The organism is Falsochrobactrum tianjinense (assembly GCF_019100495.1).
Taxonomy (GTDB): Bacteria; Pseudomonadota; Alphaproteobacteria; order Rhizobiales; family Rhizobiaceae; genus Brucella; species Brucella tianjinense.
Window position 1 is genome coordinate 36,085 of sequence record NZ_JAHRVA010000001.1, and the last position, 18,356, is coordinate 54,440.

Below are 18,356 nucleotides of genomic sequence, written 5' to 3' on the forward strand. Positions count from 1 at the left end.
GCACGTCAATCAGGCTTGGCGCGCTATATCGATTAAAATCAATTTATTCTGACAGAACATCATTCCCAATCCGACACACCTCGCTAGCCGTTCCCGGCGTTTACAAGCCGGTTTTCTTGCGCTAGGAAAGCGTCCGTCACTATCCGGTCGCAGCCTACCCGGTCAAAACAAGGACTCAGAATATGAAAACGCTCGTCATCTGCTCCGGCGGATTGGACTCCGTTTCGCTCGCGTATAGAATCGCAGCGGAACATCAACTCGTCTCGCTCCTCTCTTTCGACTACGGCCAGCGCCATAAAAAGGAGCTGAACTACGCCGAAACCTGTGCGGAACAGCTCGGCGTGCCGCATCAGGTCATCAACATTCGCAGCATTGGCGCAAGCCTGACCGGTTCCGCATTGACCGACGATGTGGATGTGCCTGACGGTCATTACGCCGAAGAAACCATGAAAATCACAGTCGTACCGAACCGTAACGCCATCATGTTGGCGATTGCCTTCGGCGTGGCGGCGGCACAAAAGGCGCAAGCCGTGGCACTCGCCGTCCATGGCGGCGACCACTTCATCTATCCCGACTGCCGCCCCGAATTCATCGATGCATTCCAGACCATGCAGAACCATGCGCTGGAGGGCTATGCCGATGTAAAACTGCTGGCCCCCTACGTAGATGCATCCAAGGCGGATATCGTCACCGACGGCGCAAGATACGCCACCCCCTTCGAGGCGACATGGTCATGCTACAAGGGCGGAGAACATCATTGCGGCCGCTGCGGCACCTGCGTCGAGCGGCGCGAAGCCTTCCACCTTGCCGGCATTCAAGACCCGACGATTTATGAAGACGCCGGCTTCTGGAGAACGGCTATCGATAAGAGGAGTGCGTGATGTTCCGTATCACCAAGGAATTCCACTTTTCCGCCTCGCATCAGCTAACTGCCTTGCCTGCCGACCATCAATGTGCCCGGTTGCACGGCCACAACTATATCGTCGAGGTGGAGCTTTCCTCGCCTGATCTCGATGAAAACGGCTTTGTGCGCGATTATCACGAACTGGCCCCGTTCAAGCGCTATATCGATGATGCATTCGACCACCGACATCTGAATGACGTGCTGGGACACAGCCGCACCACGGCCGAAAATCTGGCAAAGCACTTTTTTGACTGGTGCCGCGCGCGCTGGCCGGAAATTTCCGCAGTGCGGGTGAGCGAAACGCCCAAGACATGGGCCGAGTACCGGCCATGAAACCCACCCCCGAAATCCGCATCAGCGAGATTTTCGGCCCCACCATTCAAGGCGAAGGCGTCCTGATCGGCGAGCCGACCGTCTTCGTGCGCACGGGCGGCTGTGACTATCGCTGCACATGGTGCGACAGTCTGCACGCTGTCGAAAGCCGCTTTCGCCGTGAATGGAAGCCGATGAGCGTCGAGGCGATCTGGCATGAAGTGACGGCACTTTCCGGTAAAAGGCCATTAACGGTGTCACTTTCTGGCGGCAATCCGGCCATCCAGCCATTGGGCCCGCTGATCGAACGCGGCAAGGCCGAGAACTATCGCTTTGCCCTGGAGACGCAAGGGTCGGTCGCCAGGGATTGGTTCGCGCTGCTTGACACGTTGGTCCTGAGCCCCAAACCGCCATCGAGCGACATGGAAACGGACTGGAACATCCTCGCCGCATGCATGGATGCAGCAGGGCAAAAACCCCGGACCGTGCTGAAATTCGTGATCTTCGACGATGCGGACTATGCCTTTGCCCGTACGGCTTCGGCGCGTCATCCGTACCTGCCGGTCTATCTCCAGCCCGGCAATCACACGCCGCCCCCGCCAGAAGCGGATGATGCCGCAATCGACATCGACGGCATCATGCAGCGCATGGAATGGCTGGTCGACAGGGTGATCGAGGATCAGTGGTTCGACGCGCATGTGCTGCCCCAATTGCATGTGCTGATCTGGGGCAACAGGCGCGGCGTCTGATCAACGGTTCTGGCCTGGAACCCAGAGCACATCCTGCGCGCCATTATCGTTGACGGCGCGTCCGGCAACGAAGAGGAAATCCGACAGGCGGTTGATATATTGCAGCGCCTCCGGCGACACCACTTCGCCGTCGATTTTCGCCAGCGCAACCATCAGCCGTTCAGCCCGTCGCGATACGGTACGGGCGAGATGCAATGCAGCGGAGGCAGCCGAGCCACCCGGCAGTATGAAGGATCGCAAGGGGCGAAGATTAGCGTTGAGCTGATCAATATCCGCCTCGATACGCGAAACCTGCGACGCGACGATGCGCAGCGGTTCATAAGCAAGCGGCTTGCCGTCATCCGGCGTCGAAAGATCAGCCCCCAGATCGAACAGGTCGTTCTGGATGCGCGCCAGCATGGCGTCGATATCCGCGTCCGGATTGTCCGACCCGGCTGTATGGATACGCGCCATGCCGATACAGGCATTGGTCTCGTCCACAGTGCCATAGGCTTCCACACGCAGGTCGGATTTCAACCGGCGCGGTCCGCTTGTAAGCCCCGTTGTACCGTCATCGCCGGTCCGTGTATAAATTTTATTCAGCCGCACCATGGTTTATTGTCCGCTGGTCTGGCGAGCATAATAAATCGCGCCCACGATCAACAGCACCGCGATGAATTGCAGGAACACGCGCAATTGCATCATCTTGTTGGAAAAATTGGCGTCGCCGCCGCGCATCATATTGCGCAGGCCGATTATTAGCACGATGGCGACAGCCAGCATGGCAACCATGGCTGCGCCTTTGAACAGAAAGTCCATCCTATTTCCTTCCCATGACCTGCCGCCCGTTGTTACTGCCAATCATGACTGTTCGGACAGCATCCGGTAGAGCCAGCGCGCAGGCATCAAGCGTCGTGCCAGAATACCGAGTTTCGCCGGTCTCGTAACCGCGTAATGCGGACGCGGGCGCGGCGCCTCCAATGCGTGAAGCAGTACATCATAGACGGCCTCCGGTCCAAGCTTGTTCTTGGATTTTGTGCCGCCAGTTTTCAACTTTTCCATCTGCCGCTGATAAAGCTCGCGATGCACAGAAGCTTCCATGTCTATGACGGCTTGCGCATGCATGGCGGCATTGTAAGTGAAACGCGAAGCAATTGGCCCCGGCTCGATCAGCGACACATCAATGCCTGAACCTTCAAGCTCCATACGTTGCGCCAGCATCAAACCTTCAATGGCAAATTTCGACGCCACGTAGGCTCCCCGCCATTTCATCGGCACCAGACCCAAAATTGACGAGCAGTGCACGATCCGCCCATGCCCCTGCGCCCGCATAACCGGGACAATACGGCGTGTCAGATCGTGCCAGCCAAAGAAATTGGCCTCGAACTGCGCGCGAAGCGCCTCCACCGGCAAATCCTCAACGGCGCCGGGTTGGGCGTAGGCGCCATTGTTGAAAAGTGCGTCGAGTTTGCCACTTGTCTGGCGCAGAACGTCTTCCACCAGAGTCTCGATGGACGCTGGCTCGGTATAATCGAGATAATGCGCGCTCAATCCTCGGGCTTGCAGTGCCGCTATGTCTTCGCTTTTGCGGGCCGTGGCGAAAACCTGCCAGCCTTGTCTGTGAAGCGCCTGTGCGCAATATGCCCCAATCCCGGATGAACATCCGGTGATGAGAATGCTGCGCCCTGCGCGTTCGAAAGCCATTCCGTCTGTTCCTTACCACCACGTTTCGCGCACAGTGCTTGATTCGGTCCCCCTTTAAAACGGCACTGCCCTTGCAATCCGTGAACCGATGCTAGATTTAAGGCCTTGAAACATCGGCATCGTCAATCGAAGGGGACACATCTGCGGATGCGAAAAATCAGGCGTTTTCTCCGGCAGATAACCGTCGACGTATGGGGACATTTCAGCACCGACGACGGCTGGGCCTTTGCCAGCCATATCGCCTTGTCGGGTCTGATGGCTCTGTTTCCCTTTCTCATTTTCGCGACCACGCTGGCGAGCTTTCTCGGCACTAAAGAATTCGCCGACACGGCAGTCCATGTCATTTTCGACATGTGGCCGTCGAATATTGCAGCGCCCATCGCCAATGAGGTGAAGAACGTGCTGACCGTTCAGCGCAGCGGACTTTTGACCCTCAGCGTGATCGCTGCCGCCTATTTCGCCTCCAACGGCGTGGAAGCCCTGCGCGTTGCACTCAACCGCGCCTACCGCGTCACGGACCAGCGCTCGATCATCTTCTGCCGCCTGCAAAGCCTCGGCTTCGTGCTGATCGGCACGCTAAGCCTTATGGCGATCAGCTTTCTGCTGGTTCTGGCTCCGCTGGCCGTGCGTATTGCCGAACAATGGTTTCCCGATATAGCGCCCTTCACCGGTACCATCGCCTTCTGGCGCTATTCGGTAGCAGTCGGCGTTCTGGTGCTGGCGCTCTTCATCGTGCATATCTGGCTGCCGGCGGGACGCCGTCGCCTAAGCGACATTCTCCCCGGCATCGGACTTACACTTCTTGCATGGCTGGCGGCTGCAACCGCCTTTGCCAAATATCTCGAAACATTCGCCAATTATGTCACCACCTATGCGGGCCTCGCCTCGATCATGGTGGCGATCGTCTTCCTGTACATGATCTCGGCAATCTTCATCATTGGCGCTGAAATCAACGCCGCGATCATGAATTTCCGCAAGCGCGAACAGCAACCCGATCTTATCGCCGCAAAGTAGTCAGTGCCACGCCGAGCGTCGTCACCACCATGCCAGCGATCTGGATAGGCCCCAGCGTCTCGCCGAAAATAAGATAGGCCATGATCGCCGCCGTTCCCGGCACGAGATAGAACAGCGACGCTACCTTCGACATTGCGCCTTCACGAATCATCACGAGGAGCGCGAGAATCGCCCCAATGGAGATAGCCAGCGTCAGCCAGACCAGCGCGATAATGAGCTGCGGCGACCAGACCATCACCCGCGTTTCAAACGCGAATGCACAGATGGCGGTCAGCAAGGCTGCGGCGATATATTGAACTGCCGTCCCGGTTTTCAGGTCACCTGCCATGCCGAACCGCTTCTGCCAGACCGTACCGGTACTGATGGCGAGCACAGCCACGAATGCGGCGGCAAGGTTTGCAGGATCGACCCCGCTGCCCGCGGAAAATTTCGGCCATACCACCATTGTCACGCCGATGAATCCGACGATCAGCCCGAGCCACTGACCTCTGCTTGCCCGCTCGCCAAGAAGCAGAGCCGCGATCAACGTGGTCAGCATCGGCTGCAACCCCGCAACGAGACCGGACATGCCCGCCGGAAGGCCATGATGTACAGCCCAGAACAACGCGGAAAGATAAACACCGTGAATAAGGCAACCGGCAATTGCCGCATGGATGAGCACCTGCCCTTTCAGCCAAACGCTGCGGCTTGCCAGCGCCCAGACCGCCATGATCGCCGCCGCGATGAAAAACCGGACTGCCATGAAGGTGAACGGTTCCGCATAAGGCATGGAAAGCCCGGCCCCGATGAAACCGGTGGCCCAGAGTAGAACGAACATGATCGGGAAAAAGCGGGCGGCCATTATATTACCTTCGTGATTTTGGCCCGCCATATACCGCTTTGCGCCGAACGCCTATCGCATAAATCTGATTGCTGCGATCAATTTGCCAAATGTGCCTCTACCTCCTAAGGAAAGGAATGGACACCAGAAACGACGCAATCCGCATTCTTGTCGATGCCGACGCCTGCCCTGTGAAAGCGGAAATCTACCGCGTCGCGGAGCGGCACAGGCTCCCCGTTATTCTCGTAGCGAACAGCTTCATCGCCATTCCCCGAGATGCAGAACGGGTGGAACGCGTCATCGTCTCCGATGGACTCGACGCCGCCGACGACTGGATTGCCGAGAACGCGCATCCCGGTGCAATCGTCATCACTGCCGACATACCGCTCGCCAGCCGTTCGCTGGAAATGGGGGCATCGGTGATAGCCCCCAATGGTCGCGTTCACACACAAAGCACCATCGGCAACACGCTGGCCACCCGCAATCTGATGGATTCGCTGCGCTCCGCCGGTGAAGTGACCGGCGGTCCTGCGCCCTTCTCGCCGCGTGACCGCTCAGCTTTTCTTTCGGCGCTCGATCTAGCGATTGTCCGTCTCAAACGCGCCGGTTTCAAGCCCGCCTGATCAAAGCGCCTTGGCGGCATCGATCAACTGAATCGCATCCGGCCCATCCCAGTGCGCGGGGCCATTCATAGCCGCGATCTGGCAACCGTCCTTATCGACCAGAAGCGTCACCGGCAGGCCAAAAGCCAAGTTCTTGCGCTTTAATTCGTTGAAGCTTGCCATGGTCGCATCGCGGTTGAGCGTCAGATTTTTAACGCCGATTTCATTAAGGAAATTTTTCGGCTTGTCGTCTGAACCGGTATCGATATTGATCGCTACCACGTCGAAATCATCACCGCCTCTTTTTTTCTGCAACGTGTCGAGCGCAGGCATTTCCTCGCGGCAGGGTGCGCACCATGTCGCCCACAGGTTCACAAGCAGCGTCTTGCCCTTGTAATCGCCCAGCGTCATCTGTTTGCCGTCAGGGCCGGTAAAGGCGATATTGGCGACCGAAATGGGATTTTCCGCCGCTCGCATGGCCGCAACATCACCGATAGCGGCTGCATCGAGAGCTTTAAGCGAATCCGCCTTCAACGCACATTGCGCAGAAGCTGCATCATTTTGTGTCGAAACATTGCTGCTAACTGCATTGCCAGAAGGCCGTTCCATCACGTATACCGCCCCGATACCGGCAATGACACCGGCAAGGGCGGCAAGAAGGACGATCCTGCGATTTCCTGATTGCTTCCGAGGTTCGGATTTCGCTTTTTCGTTGTCTTCTGCCATCTCTTCTTTCCGATGTTTCGTCAAACCTTCGTCCGGGGCATATGAGCATGAGCGAACAAAAATCAAGCAACCAGATGTGGGGCGGCCGTTTTGCCTCAGGGCCCGATGCGATCATGGAAGAGATCAATGCATCGATCGGCTTCGACCGCAAGCTCTATGCGCAGGATATTGAAGGCTCGCTCGCCCATGCAGCCATGCTGGCAAAGACCGGCATTATTGCGGCACAGGATCATGCGCAGATCGAAGCCGGGCTGAAAACCATCGCCAAGGAAATCGAGGACGGCAAATTCGTGTTTTCGCGCAAGCTCGAAGATATTCACATGAATATCGAATCGCGCCTCGCCGAACTGATCGGCGCATCCGCCGGACGCCTGCATACCGCGCGCTCGCGCAACGATCAGGTGGCTGTCGATTTCCGCCTCTGGGTCAAGCAGGAAATGCAAAAGACCGCCGTCGCTCTGAAAAACCTGATCGAAGCCTTCCTTGAGCGCGCCGAGGAACATGCGGCCACCGTCATGCCCGGCTTCACCCATCTTCAGACGGCACAGCCCGTCACTTTCGGCCATCACTGCATGGCCTATGTGGAAATGTTCGGTCGCGACCTGTCCCGTGTACGCGACGCCATCACCCGCATGGACGAATCGCCCTTGGGTGCCGCAGCGCTCGCAGGCACTGGCTTTCCCATCGACCGTCACATGACTGCGGAGGCACTCGGCTTCCGCGAACCGACCCGCAACTCGCTCGATAGCGTTTCCGATCGTGACTATGCGCTGGAATTCCTGTCGCTGGCTGCAATCTGCGCCGGCCATCTGTCGCGCCTTGCCGAAGAAATCGTCATCTGGTCAACGCCGCAATTCAACTTCGTGCGCCTTTCGGATGCATTCTCGACCGGCTCCTCAATCATGCCGCAGAAGAAAAACCCCGATGCCGCCGAACTGGTTCGCGCCAAGACAGGCCGCATCAACGGCTCGCTCGTTGCCCTTCTGACCATCATGAAGGGCCTGCCGCTGGCCTATTCCAAGGATATGCAGGAAGACAAGGAGCAGGTCTTCGACGCCGCCGAAAATCTGGAACTCGCCATCGCGGCCATGAGCGGCATGGTGCGTGACCTGACCGTCAATGTCGCTTCGATGAAGAAGGCAGCAGGTTCTGGCTATTCGACCGCAACGGACCTCGCCGACTGGCTGGTGCGCGAACTGGGCCTGCCGTTCCGCGAAGCCCATCATGTGACCGGCCGCGCCGTGGCTTTGGCCGAAAGCAGGAAGGTCGATCTGGCAAAGCTTTCGCTCGAAGAATTGCAATCGATCCATCCAGGCATCACCGATGCAGTTTTCGGCTATCTCACAGTGGAAAAATCAGTGAAGAGCCGCCAATCCTTCGGTGGCACGTCTCCGCAGGAAGTGCGCCGCCAGATCCGCTACTGGAAAAAGCGCATCGTCAAAGCGTGAAATCCGCTCGACGGGCCGGTTAAAGTCAGTCGTCTTTTCCGAGGCGCGGTGCGACCCGTTCTATATCGCTGATCAATTGCAGCAGGTTTTTGCTGATATGTGCGTGCAGCGACGCGGCGGCTTCGGGGTATTCTTCCAGAATCCGCCGGAAAATGGCGCGGCTGATACGGATGACTTCGGTTTCCCCTTCGGCCACGGCGCTGATCAGCCGCGTGGTCTGCGCAATCAGCGCCATTTCGCCCAGCATCGCGCCGGGGCCGACCGAGCGGATCGCAACCCGCCCCGCATCCGTTTCATGAAACAGCGTGATGTTGCCCGAAACGACGATATAGCCGCAATCGGCGCTCTGGCCTTCGCGGAACAGCTCGCGGCCCGCACGCAAGACAAGGCGCTCTGCGCCGAAAGCGAGCAGCCTTAGCTGTTCGGGTGTGAAAGACTCGAACAGTCCAACCAGACCAAGAATGCGGATATCGTCATCAAGCGCCATAACGTGTCAATATACCTGCATCAGGCGCAGTCCATCAGGGGACAAGCTTATATCCCCCGCTTTCTGTAACCAGAAGTGTCGCATTGGACGGATCTTTCTCGATTTTCTGGCGTAGACGATAGACATGGGTTTCCAGCGTATGGGTGGTGACGCCGGAATTATAGCCCCACACCTCTTCAAGCAATATATCGCGGCCGATAACTTTGTCGCCGGCGCGATAGAGATACTTGATGATCGCCGATTCCTTTTCGGTCAGGCGAATCTTGCCGCCGCTCTCGTCCAGCAGCAGCTTCTGTCCCGGCTTGAACGTATAGGGCCCGACGGTGAAGGTCGCGTCCTCGCTCTGCTCGTGCTGGCGCAATTGCGCGCGTATGCGCGCCAGCAGCACCGCGAATTTGAACGGTTTGGTGACGTAATCGTTCGCACCCGATTCGAGGCCGAGAACAGTATCCGATTCGGTGTCATGCCCCGTCAGCATGATGATCGGCGGCTTGAACCCGCCCTTGCGCAGCAGCTTTACCGCTTCGCGGCCATCCATATCCGGCAGGCCGACATCCATGATCAGCAGATCGACAGTGCCGTTACGGGCCGTCTGGATGCCCTTGGTGGCGTTGTCTTCCTGAAGAATCTGGAATTCTTCGCATAACTCCAGTTGCTCGACGAGGATGCTGCGCAGATCTTCGTCATCATCCACAATGAGTATTGTACGACCTGTCATGCCTGTCCTCGTTACCCTTTGATTCAAATGGCTCTTGGTGTTTTATGACATTTAATGGCGGCAAGTTGAAGCCGCCAAAACCGAAAGGCTTCCAGGCATTGCCGACACTAAGCAGACATATGGGTACGAAAATGCATTTGGCCAGAAAAAGACAGGGCCACGGCATAGCAATTATCGAAGTACGGGCCAAGCCCGGCCATAAAACACGCGGCCTGCTTGTCGCAGGCAATCTGGTGCTCGAATGCGCACTTGGCAAGGGAGGCATCAACACTTTCAAGCGCGAGGGCGATGGCGCGACACCACTTGCCGCGATGCGCCTGCTCTATGGCTACCGGCGCGGCGATCGGGGAAGCCTTCCCCCTTCACGCCTGCCATTGAGGCCCGTCCGCCGCCTCGACGGCTGGTGCGATGCGCCGCATGACGCCAATTATAACCGCCCGGTGCCACTGCCTTTTTCAGCCAGCCATGAAAAAATGTGGCGCGACGACAATCTTTACGATGTCTGCATCGTCATGGACTGGAATATAGCAACCCGCAAACGCGGCTGCGGCAGCGCGATTTTCTTTCATCTCGCAAAGCCTGGCTATACGCCCACCGAAGGCTGCATTGCATTGAAGCGCGCCGACATGGCTCGCCTCTTGCCGCATCTGAGCAGTAGAACGATGATCCGCGTTATGCGGTAAAAGCCCAGACCGTGGTGCGCTTGACCTCGGCATCTTCCAGTTCGCGCGTCACCGGCACCGTATAGGCTGCCAGTTGCGCAAGCCGTTCCTTTGGCAGATAGGAGCGGCCCGGATCGCCGACGATTACGCATGCACCGCGTGCACAAAGCTTTGAAAACCACGGGATCAGACGGTCAGCCAGCGGCTTTTCGTAAAAGACATCGCCCGCGAGCACCACGTCCCAGCCGTGATCCTGCCCAATGAGATCATCCGGCACTGAGCAAAGCGCGACACTGTTTTCCTGCGCATTGATCTGCATCGCGACCAGCGCAAAAGGATCAATGTCCGATGCGATAACGCTTTTTGCCCCCGCTTTCAGGGCAGCGATGGCGACCAGCCCGGAGCCGGAAGCAAAATCCAGCACATTTTTACCGGCCACGCTTTGAGGATGATCGAGGGCATAACGCGCCACGCCTTGCCCGCCGGCCCAGGCAAAAGCCCAGAATGGCGGCGGCAGGCCGATGGTCGCCAATTCTTCCTCGGTCCTGTGCCAGAGGTTGTGGGCTTCATCGGCCAGATGCAGGCGGATTTCCGGCACATGCGGCGGCGCTTGCAGGCCGGTATTGGCCAGAATAAAATCGCGCGCGCCGCCCGGTGCCGAAACGGACATCAGATTTTGCTCGCGTCCAGACCGCCCATGCGGCAGACCTCGATCCACTCGTCTTCCATCACCGGCTGCACGGAAAGGCGCATCGATGTGACCAGCGCCATGTTCTCGAGCTTGGGATTGGCCTTCACATCTTTCAGCGTGACGGGTTTGGGTATATCGCAGACCGCCTTGATATCCACGCATTCCCAGCGCGGATCGTCGGTGGTGCTGTCAGGATGCGCGAGCTTGCAGATTTCGACGATGCCGACCACCTCCAGTCCGACATTGGAGTGGTAGAAGAAGCCGCGATCGCCCAGCTGCATGGCGCGCATATTGTTGCGTGCCTGATAATTACGCACGCCATCCCACTCTTCGCCTTTTTCGCCACGGGCCTTCTGCATTTCCCATGACCATTTGAACGGTTCGGATTTGAACAGCCAGTAAGCCATGACCCTGCCCTATGCGTTCGCCGGATTGTTGATGGACCAGTTCCATGGACAGATGGTGGCATCGCTGAAAAGGCCAGCCAGCGCATAAGGATCATTGGCGGCGATCTTTTCCGCCTGCGCCTTGTCTGCGGCCTTCACGACCACCAGACTGCCATTGGGCTTGCCGTCTTCGTCAAGAAAGGGGCCTGCAAATTGCAGCGTCTCGCCCAGACCGTTGAGATAATCGAGATGCGCCGGGCGCGTGTCGAGGCGCACTTGCAAATGGTCTGGCTTGTCGTTGCACATAATAGCAAAAAGCATGGTCAATCCTCGCTCTTGAGTGGTCGATTGATGAGGGCCGTGACGGCCTCGTCGATTGTGATTTTTCCGGCAAGCAATGCCGCTACCGCTGCAATGATCGGCGCTGCAATCGCATGTCTTGCACAAAGCTCGGCTGCTATGGGGGCTGTCGCCACCCCTTCCGCCAATGGCCTGTTGGCAAGGTCTTCGCCGCGCCCGAGCGCAAGCCCATAGGAATAATTGCGCGACTGCGCCGATGAGCAGGTCAGCATCAGATCGCCTAAGCCCGACAGTCCCATGATGGTTTCGGGCCGCGCGCCCATGGCCTGCGCGATGCGGCGCAATTCGGCAAAGCCGCGCGTGACAAGTGCTGCCTGCGCGCTGGCGCCATAGCCCCGCCCGATGGCAGCACCTGCGGCAATCGCCAGCACGTTTTTGAGCGCGCCGCCGATTTCAACCCCCTTGAGATCGGTGGTGGAATAGCAGCGGAAGGCAGGGCCGGAAAAGGTTACCGCAAGCTGGTCGGCAATGGCTGCATCCTCGCAGGCGATGGTGACGGCAGTCGGCAGACCGCGTGCCACATCACTCGCAAAGCTCGGGCCGGAAAGGGCTGCGATTGTGTGATCAGGCAGAACCTCTGCCACGACTTCCGACATCAGCCGCCCGGTGTCGCGTTCGATTCCCTTGGCACAAAGGATTACGGGCGCGGATTGCGGGATAAATGCGCCCAGCGCCGACAAGCCGTCGCGCATGGCCTGCGCCGGAAGCACGGTCAGAACCGCATCAGCCCCCTCAAGAACCGCTTTTGCATCGACGCTGGCACAAATGCCCTGGGGCAATTCGATATCGCCCAGATAATGCGGATTTCGATGCAGCTCATTCAACGAGCGGACTGTTTCGCGGTCACGCGCGTAAAGCCATGTTTCATGACCGCTCGTGGTCGTCATGGCCGCAAGCGCGGTTCCCCACGCGCCGCCGCCCAGCACGGCGATTTTACTCTTGCCATTCATGCTTTTGCTCCACGCCGTCCAGTGCCAAATATGGGAGCGGATTTTTCATCGAGCGGCCAACGCGAGCGCGGCGCGATGGCAAGCGAATCGGGGTCAGTACCTGCTGCGCGTTCCGCGCCGGCCCATGCGATCATGGCGGCATTATCCGTGCACAGTTCGAGCGGCGGGGCGATGAAGCTAAAGCCATGCCCGCCGCATAGGGCTTCAAGCGATGCGCGCAGCGTCTTATTGGCTGCAACGCCCCCCGCCACGATCAACGCGGGTGTCGCGCAATCGGGAAATTCCTGTTTGAAACGTTCGAGCGAACGCTTGACGCGGTCCGATAATGTATCGGCAACGGCGGCCTGAAACGAGGCGCATATATCCGCCACATCCTGATCGGAAAGCGGCGCAAGCTCGCTCGCCGTCTGGCGCACGGCGGTCTTGAGGCCCGAAAAGGAAAAATCGAGGCGTGCCTCGCCCTTGAGCGGACGCGGCAGGGCAAAGCGCTTGGAATTGCCTTGCAGCGCCATGCGCTCTACGGCAGGACCGCCGGGATAAGGCAATCCGAGCAGCTTGGCGGTCTTGTCGAAAGCCTCACCCAATGCGTCGTCAATCGTGGTGCCAAGACGTTCATAACGCCCAAGGCCGCGCACCAGCACCATTTGCGTATGGCCGCCCGAGACCAGCAGCAGCAGATAGGGGAATTCAAGATCATCGGTCAGCCGCGCGGTCAGCGCATGGCCTTCAAGATGATTGATGGCATAAAAGGGCTTGTTCGCGGCCATGGCCAACGCCTTGGCGGTCATCAGCCCGACAATCAACCCCCCGATCAGGCCGGGGCCTGCGGTGGCAGCGATGGCATCGACTTCCTCAAGCTTCAAGCCGGCTTCGCCCAGAGCACGCTCGACCAGCGTGTCGAGCACTTCGACATGAGCACGAGCGGCGATTTCCGGCACCACGCCGCCATAAGGTTCGTGTTCGGCAATCTGGCTGAGCACGACATTGGACAGAATACTGCCTTTGCCCTTATCGTCGCGTTCGACAATTGCGGCGGCTGTTTCGTCGCAACTTGTCTCTATTCCAAGAATGCGCATTTGCGGATAGACCCTGCCTGTCACATAATTTCTGGCAACCCGGTATCATGGACGGCGCAATATGCAAACAGCATCCTTGAAGATTGGCACGTTGAAGATCGGCACAAGGGGCAGCAAGCTGGCTCTGGCTCAGGCTTATGAAACACGCCGCCGTCTACAGCAAGCACATGGCCTGCCGGAAGACGCCATCGAAATCCTGCCCATGTCCACCGCTGGCGACCGCATTCAGGACCGCCCGCTGGCGCAGGTAGGCGGCAAGGGGCTGTTTACCGAAGAGATCGAAGCGGCGCTCAAGGATGGCCGCATCGACATTGCCGTGCATTCGACCAAGGATATGCCAACGGTTCTGCCCGATGGCCTTCATCTTTCCACTTTTCTTGAGCGCGAAGACCCGCGCGACGCCTTCATCGGCCGCACATCAAAGCGTTTTCTCGATCTGCCGCAGGGTGCGGTAATCGGCTCTTCATCTTTACGGCGCCAGGCGATGATCAAGCGTCTTCGCCCTGACCTGCAAGTGGTGATGTTTCGCGGCAATGTTCATACACGCCTGCGCAAGCTCGAAGAGGGCGAAGTGGATGGTACCTTCCTCGCCTGTGCCGGGCTGATACGACTGGGTCTCGCCGAGGTGATAACCGATCTTCTCGATCCTGAAATATTTTTGCCAGCACCTGGTCAGGGCGCAATCGGCATTGAAAGTCGGATCGGCGACGAACGAATCGATGCGCTGCTCGAACCCATAGCCCATCGCGATACGCATGTGGCACTCAACTGCGAGCGCGCATTTCTGGCAAGCCTCGACGGCTCCTGCCGCACACCGATTGCGGCGCTTGCGACCGTTGATGGCGACAGGATTTCCTTCCGCGGCATGATCCTGACCCCGGATGGTACCGAAGCGCATGAGGTCACGGCAGAAGGCGCGGCCGACGATGCGGCGCTGCTCGGTGCGGGTGCTGCAAAGCGCGTTCGCGCCATGGCGGGACCGCACTTCTTTGATGGCTGGGACTAGGCATTGGCGGCGCGGCTTGAAACAGCAGCAGGGGGCCGTGTTCTGGTGACAAGGCCGGAGCCGGCGGGCGCGCAAACGGCGCAGAGGCTTGTTCAGGCAGGTTTTTCGCCGGTACTTTTTCCCGTCAGCCGCACCATGGCGCTCGAATTCGACATGCCTGATACAGCTTTCGATGCGCTCGCCATAACCAGCGCCAATGCCTTTCGCCATATCGCGCCGCAAAGGCTTGTGCCCTTCACGGCACTGCCGCTTTTTGCCGTCGGCGAAGGCACGGCGCGCGCCGCCTGCAAGGCGGGATTTGCACAGGTGATCGAGGGCGGCGGCGATGCCGTGCGCCTTGCCTCGACCATGGCCCGCTCCCTGCCCGAAGGCGCGAAGGTGCTTTATCTCGCCGGGCGGGTCCGCCAGCCGATCTTCGAAGAGCGCATCGCGGAAGTGGGCCTCAATATGACGGTACGCGATGTCTACGACGCGCAGCCTATCGACCATTCGACCGATGAAATCCGCACCATCGCAGGCAAAGGGCCATTTGTCGCGGTTCTGCTTTATTCTGGTCTGGCGGCAAAAGCCTTTGTTGAAGCCATGCGCCTGATCGAGCCGCCCTTCAATGCGCAGACGCGGTTTTTATGCATTTCCAGCCGCGTCGCCGAGAAATTGCCGCCGCAATGGCGAAGGCAGGCGCTGGTGGCGGACCACCCCGATGAAGAAGGTGTTTTTCGTTTGTTTTCCAAACTTTGACTCTTTTACGCGCAACCTTCCTTCAACTGGCGATTTTATCTGATAAGATTCAGAACAGTAAACGGCGATTACGAGAGGACCTATGGCGAAATCCGGCACTCCGCGACATTCCAAACCGGCCCGTAAGCCCGTGACCATCAATCTTGATCCATCGGATGTGAAGCGCGTTGACGAAGCGGCGGCATCGAAGGCAATCCCCGCCGCCGAGCCTGTCGGCGCCCCCCGCCCTAAAGCCGCACCAACGCCCGATGCAACCGAAAAGCCACAGACGAAAGCTGAAAAGCCGCCCTTTACAGCGGGCGTCAAGCCGGAAGCCGCACGAGAAGCAGCAAAAGCCGCCGCGAGCACACCGCCGCAGTCCGTGCAGAAATCAGGGTCAGGCCTTTCTCATCTTGTGGCAGGCGTCGCGGGTGGCGTGATTGCACTTGGTGGCCTGTTCGCACTGCAATGGGGCAATGTCGTTCCTTTGCCGGGTGCGCACGTAGCGGCGGACCAATTGACACGCATGGAACAGCAGATTGCCGATCTGCGCACCAACCCCGTCCCCGCACCGCTGGATGAAGCCAGCAAGACGGAACTTGCCGCTCTGCAAAAGAATGTGCAGGCCGCCGAAATCAAGGCAGAGGCTGTCGCTGGAACCCTGTCGGAATTGCAGCAGCAATTCGAGGCGCTGCCGAAAGCTGCCGAGGGCGGCGCGCCGGTCGATACGGCGGCGCTGACCGCGCGGCTGGAAGCGCTCGAAACGCAATTGAGCGCCGCGAAGAATCAGGCCGATCAGGCCGCTGCCAGTGTTTCGGGCAATAGCGGCACGATTTCGTCGCTGGAGCAGAAGCTGGTTTCGCTTCAGGACAAGGTGAGCGAAGCCGCACGCCAGCCCGACGCTTCGGCGCTGATTGCCGCCAATGCGCTCAGAACCGCCATTGATCGCGGCGGTTCTTTCAAGGCCGAACTCGACACCTATGCAGCACTTGCTCCTGACGACCGCTCAGTTGCGGGCCTGAGCGCCTTTGCCGACAAGGGCGTGCCGACTGTGGCCGATCTCAATGCATGGTTCGGCCCCGTCGCTAACCGCATCGTCGGAACCGAAAATAAATTGCCAGCGGATGCCGGTATCTGGGATCAGCTCAAGGCAAGCGCCAGGGGCCTTGTCAGCGTGCGCCCGGTCGCGGGTGATGTGAGTGGAACCGGGGTCGGGCCGACCACAGCGCGCATGGAAGCGGCGCTTCAGGCGGGCGATCTGGGACGCGCCATTGGCGAATGGGAACTGCTTCCTGCCGATGCCAAGGCGGTTTCGGAGGAGTTTGCCGGTCAGATGAAGGCGCGGCGCGATGCCGATGCGCTGATCCAGCGGCTCGTAGCCGACAGTTTGGAACCGAAGTCTCCAACAAACGCTCCATCCGCCACCATGGCTCCAACCGGAAATTAAGGGGGCGCCATGCTGCGTGTCATATTCTATCTCGTCATTATTGCGGCTCTGGGCTTTGGCTTCTCGTGGCTGGCCGACCGCCCCGGCGAACTCGACGTCACCTTTGCAGGCAATCATTACAATGTGCCGCTGATTACCGCTGCCGCCGGTGTCGTCGCGATTGTGGCGGCAATTCTGATTCTGTGGTGGCTCGTCAAAAGCATCATCCAGTCGCCCTATACGCTGCGCCGTCATTTTCGTGCTCGCAAGCGCGACCGTGGCTATCAATCGCTTTCGACGGGCCTGATTGCAGCCGGTGCGGGCGATGCGGAAGCTGCCCGCCGCATGACCAAACAGGCAGGCCAGCTTCTCAATTCCGATCAGGAGCCGCTGATAAAACTTCTGCAAGCCCAGACAGCCATGCTTGAAGGCCGCACCGACGATGCACGCAAGGGCTTCGAGGCGATGATCGAAGACCCGGAAACCAGGCTTCTCGGCCTGCGCGGCCTCTATATAGAGGCGCAGCGTGTGGGTGCACGCGAAGCCGCCCGTCACTATGCTTCCGAAGCTGCGAAAACTGCGCCGCAGCTTGAATGGGCATCTTCCGCCGTCATGGGCCAGCTTTGCGCCGAAGGTGACTGGGACGGCGCATTGAAGCTCGTGGATGCGCGCAAGCAGGCGCTGCTACACAGCAAGGATGTCGTCAAGAAAGAACGTGCTGCCCTTCTCACCGCCAAGGCGATGGCGACCATCGATACTGATCACGTTCATGCCAGAGCAATGGCACTGGAAGCCAACAAGATCGCGCCCGATCTCGTACCTGCCGCAGTCGTCGCCGCGCGTGCGCTTTTTGCCGATGGCGACGTGCGCAAAGGCTCGAAAATCCTTGAGGCAGCATGGAAGCGCTCGCCGCATCCCGATATTGCCTCCGCCTATATCTATGCCCGTTCCGGCGATACGGTGCAGGATCGTTTGAAGCGCGCGCGCCATCTGGTCTCGCTGCGCTCCAACAATGCGGAAGGCAGCCTCGCACTGGCACGCGCGGCCTATGAGGCGGGCGAATATTCTCTGGCGCGCGACAATGCCGAACAGGTCTTGCGTGGCGCCCCGCGTGAAAGCGCCTATCTGCTGCTGGCCGACATTGAGGAAGCCGAAACGGGGGATCAGGGCAAGGTGCGGCAATGGCTGGCGCAGGCGGTCAAAGCTCCGCGCGATCCGGCATGGACCGCCGACGGCTATGTGTCCGAGCAATGGTCGCCTGTCTCTCCGGTCACAGGCAGGCTAAACAGTTTCGAATGGAAAGTACCGGTCGAACAGCTTGCACCGGTGATCGAGGTGGAAAAGCCGCAACTCATGGAAGCGGAGCCGGAAAACAAGCCTGTCGTTCCGGTTGCTGTCGCGGCGCCACAAGCCAAACCGGATATAGCCGAAGCGGAAGTGGTTGTTCCCGCCGCCGAGCCAGTCCGTATCGACGCAGCCCTTCCCGAAAAGAACGGCGAGGACCAGCCGCAACCCGCGCATATAGTCGTGGACGATCCGGGCATTGAGGAAGACGAGGTTCCCCAGAAGGCGCAGAGCGGCTTGCGGCTGTTCTGAAATTGCACAACTTATCCAGGCCT

At 59.1% G+C, this 18,356-nt stretch carries 23 protein-coding genes; 11 read left to right on the forward strand and 12 right to left on the reverse strand.

The window, feature by feature from the left end:
• Positions 1-182: 182 nt before the first annotated feature.
• From queC to queE, 3 genes are read left to right on the forward strand one after another with little or no spacing between them, the layout of a single operon-like run.
• Positions 183-881: a 7-cyano-7-deazaguanine synthase QueC gene (gene queC, locus KUG47_RS00155; protein ID WP_217675941.1), complete on the forward strand. Its 699-nt coding sequence runs from the start codon at positions 183-185 to the stop codon at positions 879-881.
• Positions 881-1,237: a 6-carboxytetrahydropterin synthase QueD gene (gene queD, locus KUG47_RS00160; protein ID WP_217675942.1), complete on the forward strand. Its 357-nt coding sequence runs from the start codon at positions 881-883 to the stop codon at positions 1,235-1,237. Before queC ends, queD begins: the two co-directional genes overlap by 1 nt.
• A complete protein-coding gene (gene queE / locus KUG47_RS00165) occupies positions 1,216-1,965 on the forward strand; it encodes a 7-carboxy-7-deazaguanine synthase QueE (RefSeq protein ID WP_217675943.1) in 750 nt (249 codons plus the stop codon). The genes queD and queE overlap by 22 nt, the downstream gene beginning before the upstream one ends.
• On the opposite strand, the gene KUG47_RS00170 is transcribed toward queE, so the two are convergent.
• Genes KUG47_RS00170 through KUG47_RS00180 form a run of 3 tightly spaced genes read right to left on the reverse strand, consistent with a single transcriptional unit; the run spans position 1,966 to position 3,648 of the window.
• Positions 1,966-2,556 carry a cob(I)yrinic acid a,c-diamide adenosyltransferase gene (locus KUG47_RS00170; RefSeq protein ID WP_185916897.1) on the reverse strand — a complete coding sequence of 197 codons (591 nt, stop codon included), beginning with the start codon at positions 2,554-2,556 and terminating at the stop codon, positions 1,966-1,968. It abuts the gene before it with no gap.
• A gap of 3 nt (positions 2,557-2,559) precedes the next feature.
• A complete protein-coding gene (locus tag KUG47_RS00175) occupies positions 2,560-2,763 on the reverse strand; it encodes a twin transmembrane helix small protein (RefSeq protein WP_185916898.1) in 204 nt (67 codons plus the stop codon).
• Between the two features lie 42 nt (positions 2,764-2,805).
• The gene (locus tag KUG47_RS00180) at positions 2,806-3,648 is read right to left on the reverse strand and encodes an SDR family oxidoreductase (RefSeq protein WP_217675944.1); all 843 of its coding nucleotides are present in this window, start codon (positions 3,646-3,648) and stop codon (positions 2,806-2,808) included.
• Positions 3,649-3,795: 147 nt separating this feature from the next.
• Between KUG47_RS00180 and KUG47_RS00185 the strand changes: the two genes are divergently transcribed.
• Positions 3,796-4,662, forward strand: a complete 867-nt coding sequence (locus KUG47_RS00185) for a YihY/virulence factor BrkB family protein (protein WP_185916900.1) — start codon at positions 3,796-3,798, stop codon at positions 4,660-4,662.
• On the opposite strand, the gene KUG47_RS00190 is transcribed toward KUG47_RS00185, so the two are convergent.
• Positions 4,646-5,503, reverse strand: coding sequence for a DMT family transporter (locus tag KUG47_RS00190; RefSeq protein WP_217675945.1), 858 nt, complete (start codon positions 5,501-5,503; stop codon positions 4,646-4,648). The two genes, KUG47_RS00185 and KUG47_RS00190, sit on opposite strands and share 17 nt — an antisense overlap.
• A 116-nt stretch (positions 5,504-5,619) precedes the next feature.
• Between KUG47_RS00190 and KUG47_RS00195 the strand changes: the two genes are divergently transcribed.
• Positions 5,620-6,105 (forward strand): YaiI/YqxD family protein, encoded by a 486-nt coding sequence (locus KUG47_RS00195; protein ID WP_217675946.1) that lies wholly within the window; start codon positions 5,620-5,622, stop codon positions 6,103-6,105.
• Here the strand turns inward: KUG47_RS00195 and tlpA are convergent, their stop codons facing one another.
• Positions 6,106-6,810 (reverse strand): thiol:disulfide interchange protein TlpA, encoded by a 705-nt coding sequence (gene tlpA, locus KUG47_RS00200; protein ID WP_217675947.1) that lies wholly within the window; start codon positions 6,808-6,810, stop codon positions 6,106-6,108.
• A gap of 47 nt (positions 6,811-6,857) precedes the next feature.
• On the opposite strand from tlpA, the gene argH reads away from it, so the two are divergent.
• Complete coding sequence (gene argH / locus KUG47_RS00205) at positions 6,858-8,258, forward strand: argininosuccinate lyase (RefSeq protein WP_217675948.1); 1,401 nt, start codon at positions 6,858-6,860, stop codon at positions 8,256-8,258.
• A gap of 25 nt (positions 8,259-8,283) precedes the next feature.
• On the opposite strand, the gene KUG47_RS00210 is transcribed toward argH, so the two are convergent.
• A complete protein-coding gene (locus KUG47_RS00210) occupies positions 8,284-8,745 on the reverse strand; it encodes a cyclic nucleotide-binding domain-containing protein (RefSeq protein WP_217675949.1) in 462 nt (153 codons plus the stop codon).
• A 34-nt stretch (positions 8,746-8,779) separates the two neighbouring features.
• Complete coding sequence (gene optR / locus KUG47_RS00215) at positions 8,780-9,463, reverse strand: response regulator OptR (RefSeq protein ID WP_217675950.1); 684 nt, start codon at positions 9,461-9,463, stop codon at positions 8,780-8,782.
• A 131-nt stretch (positions 9,464-9,594) separates the two neighbouring features.
• Here optR and KUG47_RS00220 point away from each other — a divergent pair, with 131 nt between their 5' ends.
• A complete protein-coding gene (locus tag KUG47_RS00220; RefSeq protein WP_217675951.1) occupies positions 9,595-10,146 on the forward strand; it encodes a L,D-transpeptidase family protein in 552 nt (183 codons plus the stop codon).
• Here the strand turns inward: KUG47_RS00220 and KUG47_RS00225 are convergent.
• From KUG47_RS00225 to tsaD, 5 genes are read right to left on the reverse strand one after another with little or no spacing between them, the layout of a single operon-like run.
• Positions 10,136-10,795 (reverse strand): class I SAM-dependent methyltransferase, encoded by a 660-nt coding sequence (locus KUG47_RS00225; protein WP_217675952.1) that lies wholly within the window; start codon positions 10,793-10,795, stop codon positions 10,136-10,138. The genes KUG47_RS00220 and KUG47_RS00225 overlap by 11 nt on opposite strands.
• On the reverse strand, positions 10,795-11,223 hold the full coding sequence (locus KUG47_RS00230) for an EVE domain-containing protein (RefSeq protein WP_217675953.1): 429 nt from the start codon (positions 11,221-11,223) through the stop codon (positions 10,795-10,797). Before KUG47_RS00230 ends, KUG47_RS00225 begins: the two co-directional genes overlap by 1 nt.
• Before the next feature lie 9 nt (positions 11,224-11,232).
• The gene (locus KUG47_RS00235) at positions 11,233-11,523 is read right to left on the reverse strand and encodes a YciI-like protein (RefSeq protein WP_217675954.1); all 291 of its coding nucleotides are present in this window, start codon (positions 11,521-11,523) and stop codon (positions 11,233-11,235) included.
• A 2-nt stretch (positions 11,524-11,525) separates the two neighbouring features.
• Positions 11,526-12,512 (reverse strand): NAD(P)H-dependent glycerol-3-phosphate dehydrogenase, encoded by a 987-nt coding sequence (locus KUG47_RS00240; protein ID WP_217675955.1) that lies wholly within the window; start codon positions 12,510-12,512, stop codon positions 11,526-11,528.
• Positions 12,509-13,588, reverse strand: coding sequence for a tRNA (adenosine(37)-N6)-threonylcarbamoyltransferase complex transferase subunit TsaD (tsaD, locus tag KUG47_RS00245; protein WP_217675956.1), 1,080 nt, complete (start codon positions 13,586-13,588; stop codon positions 12,509-12,511). The genes KUG47_RS00240 and tsaD overlap by 4 nt, the downstream gene beginning before the upstream one ends.
• Before the next feature lie 61 nt (positions 13,589-13,649).
• On the opposite strand from tsaD, the gene hemC reads away from it, so the two are divergent.
• The 4 genes from hemC (at position 13,650) to KUG47_RS00265 (ending at position 18,333) form a co-directional block, all read left to right on the forward strand.
• Positions 13,650-14,594 (forward strand): hydroxymethylbilane synthase, encoded by a 945-nt coding sequence (hemC, locus tag KUG47_RS00250; RefSeq protein WP_217675957.1) that lies wholly within the window; start codon positions 13,650-13,652, stop codon positions 14,592-14,594.
• 3 nt (positions 14,595-14,597) lie between these two features.
• Positions 14,598-15,332: a uroporphyrinogen-III synthase gene (locus tag KUG47_RS00255; protein WP_217675958.1), complete on the forward strand. Its 735-nt coding sequence runs from the start codon at positions 14,598-14,600 to the stop codon at positions 15,330-15,332.
• 82 nt (positions 15,333-15,414) lie between these two features.
• Positions 15,415-16,758 carry a COG4223 family protein gene (locus KUG47_RS00260; protein ID WP_217675959.1) on the forward strand — a complete coding sequence of 448 codons (1,344 nt, stop codon included), beginning with the start codon at positions 15,415-15,417 and terminating at the stop codon, positions 16,756-16,758.
• Between the two features lie 9 nt (positions 16,759-16,767).
• Positions 16,768-18,333, forward strand: coding sequence for a heme biosynthesis protein HemY (locus KUG47_RS00265; RefSeq protein WP_217675960.1), 1,566 nt, complete (start codon positions 16,768-16,770; stop codon positions 18,331-18,333).
• Positions 18,334-18,356: the final 23 nt, after the last annotated feature.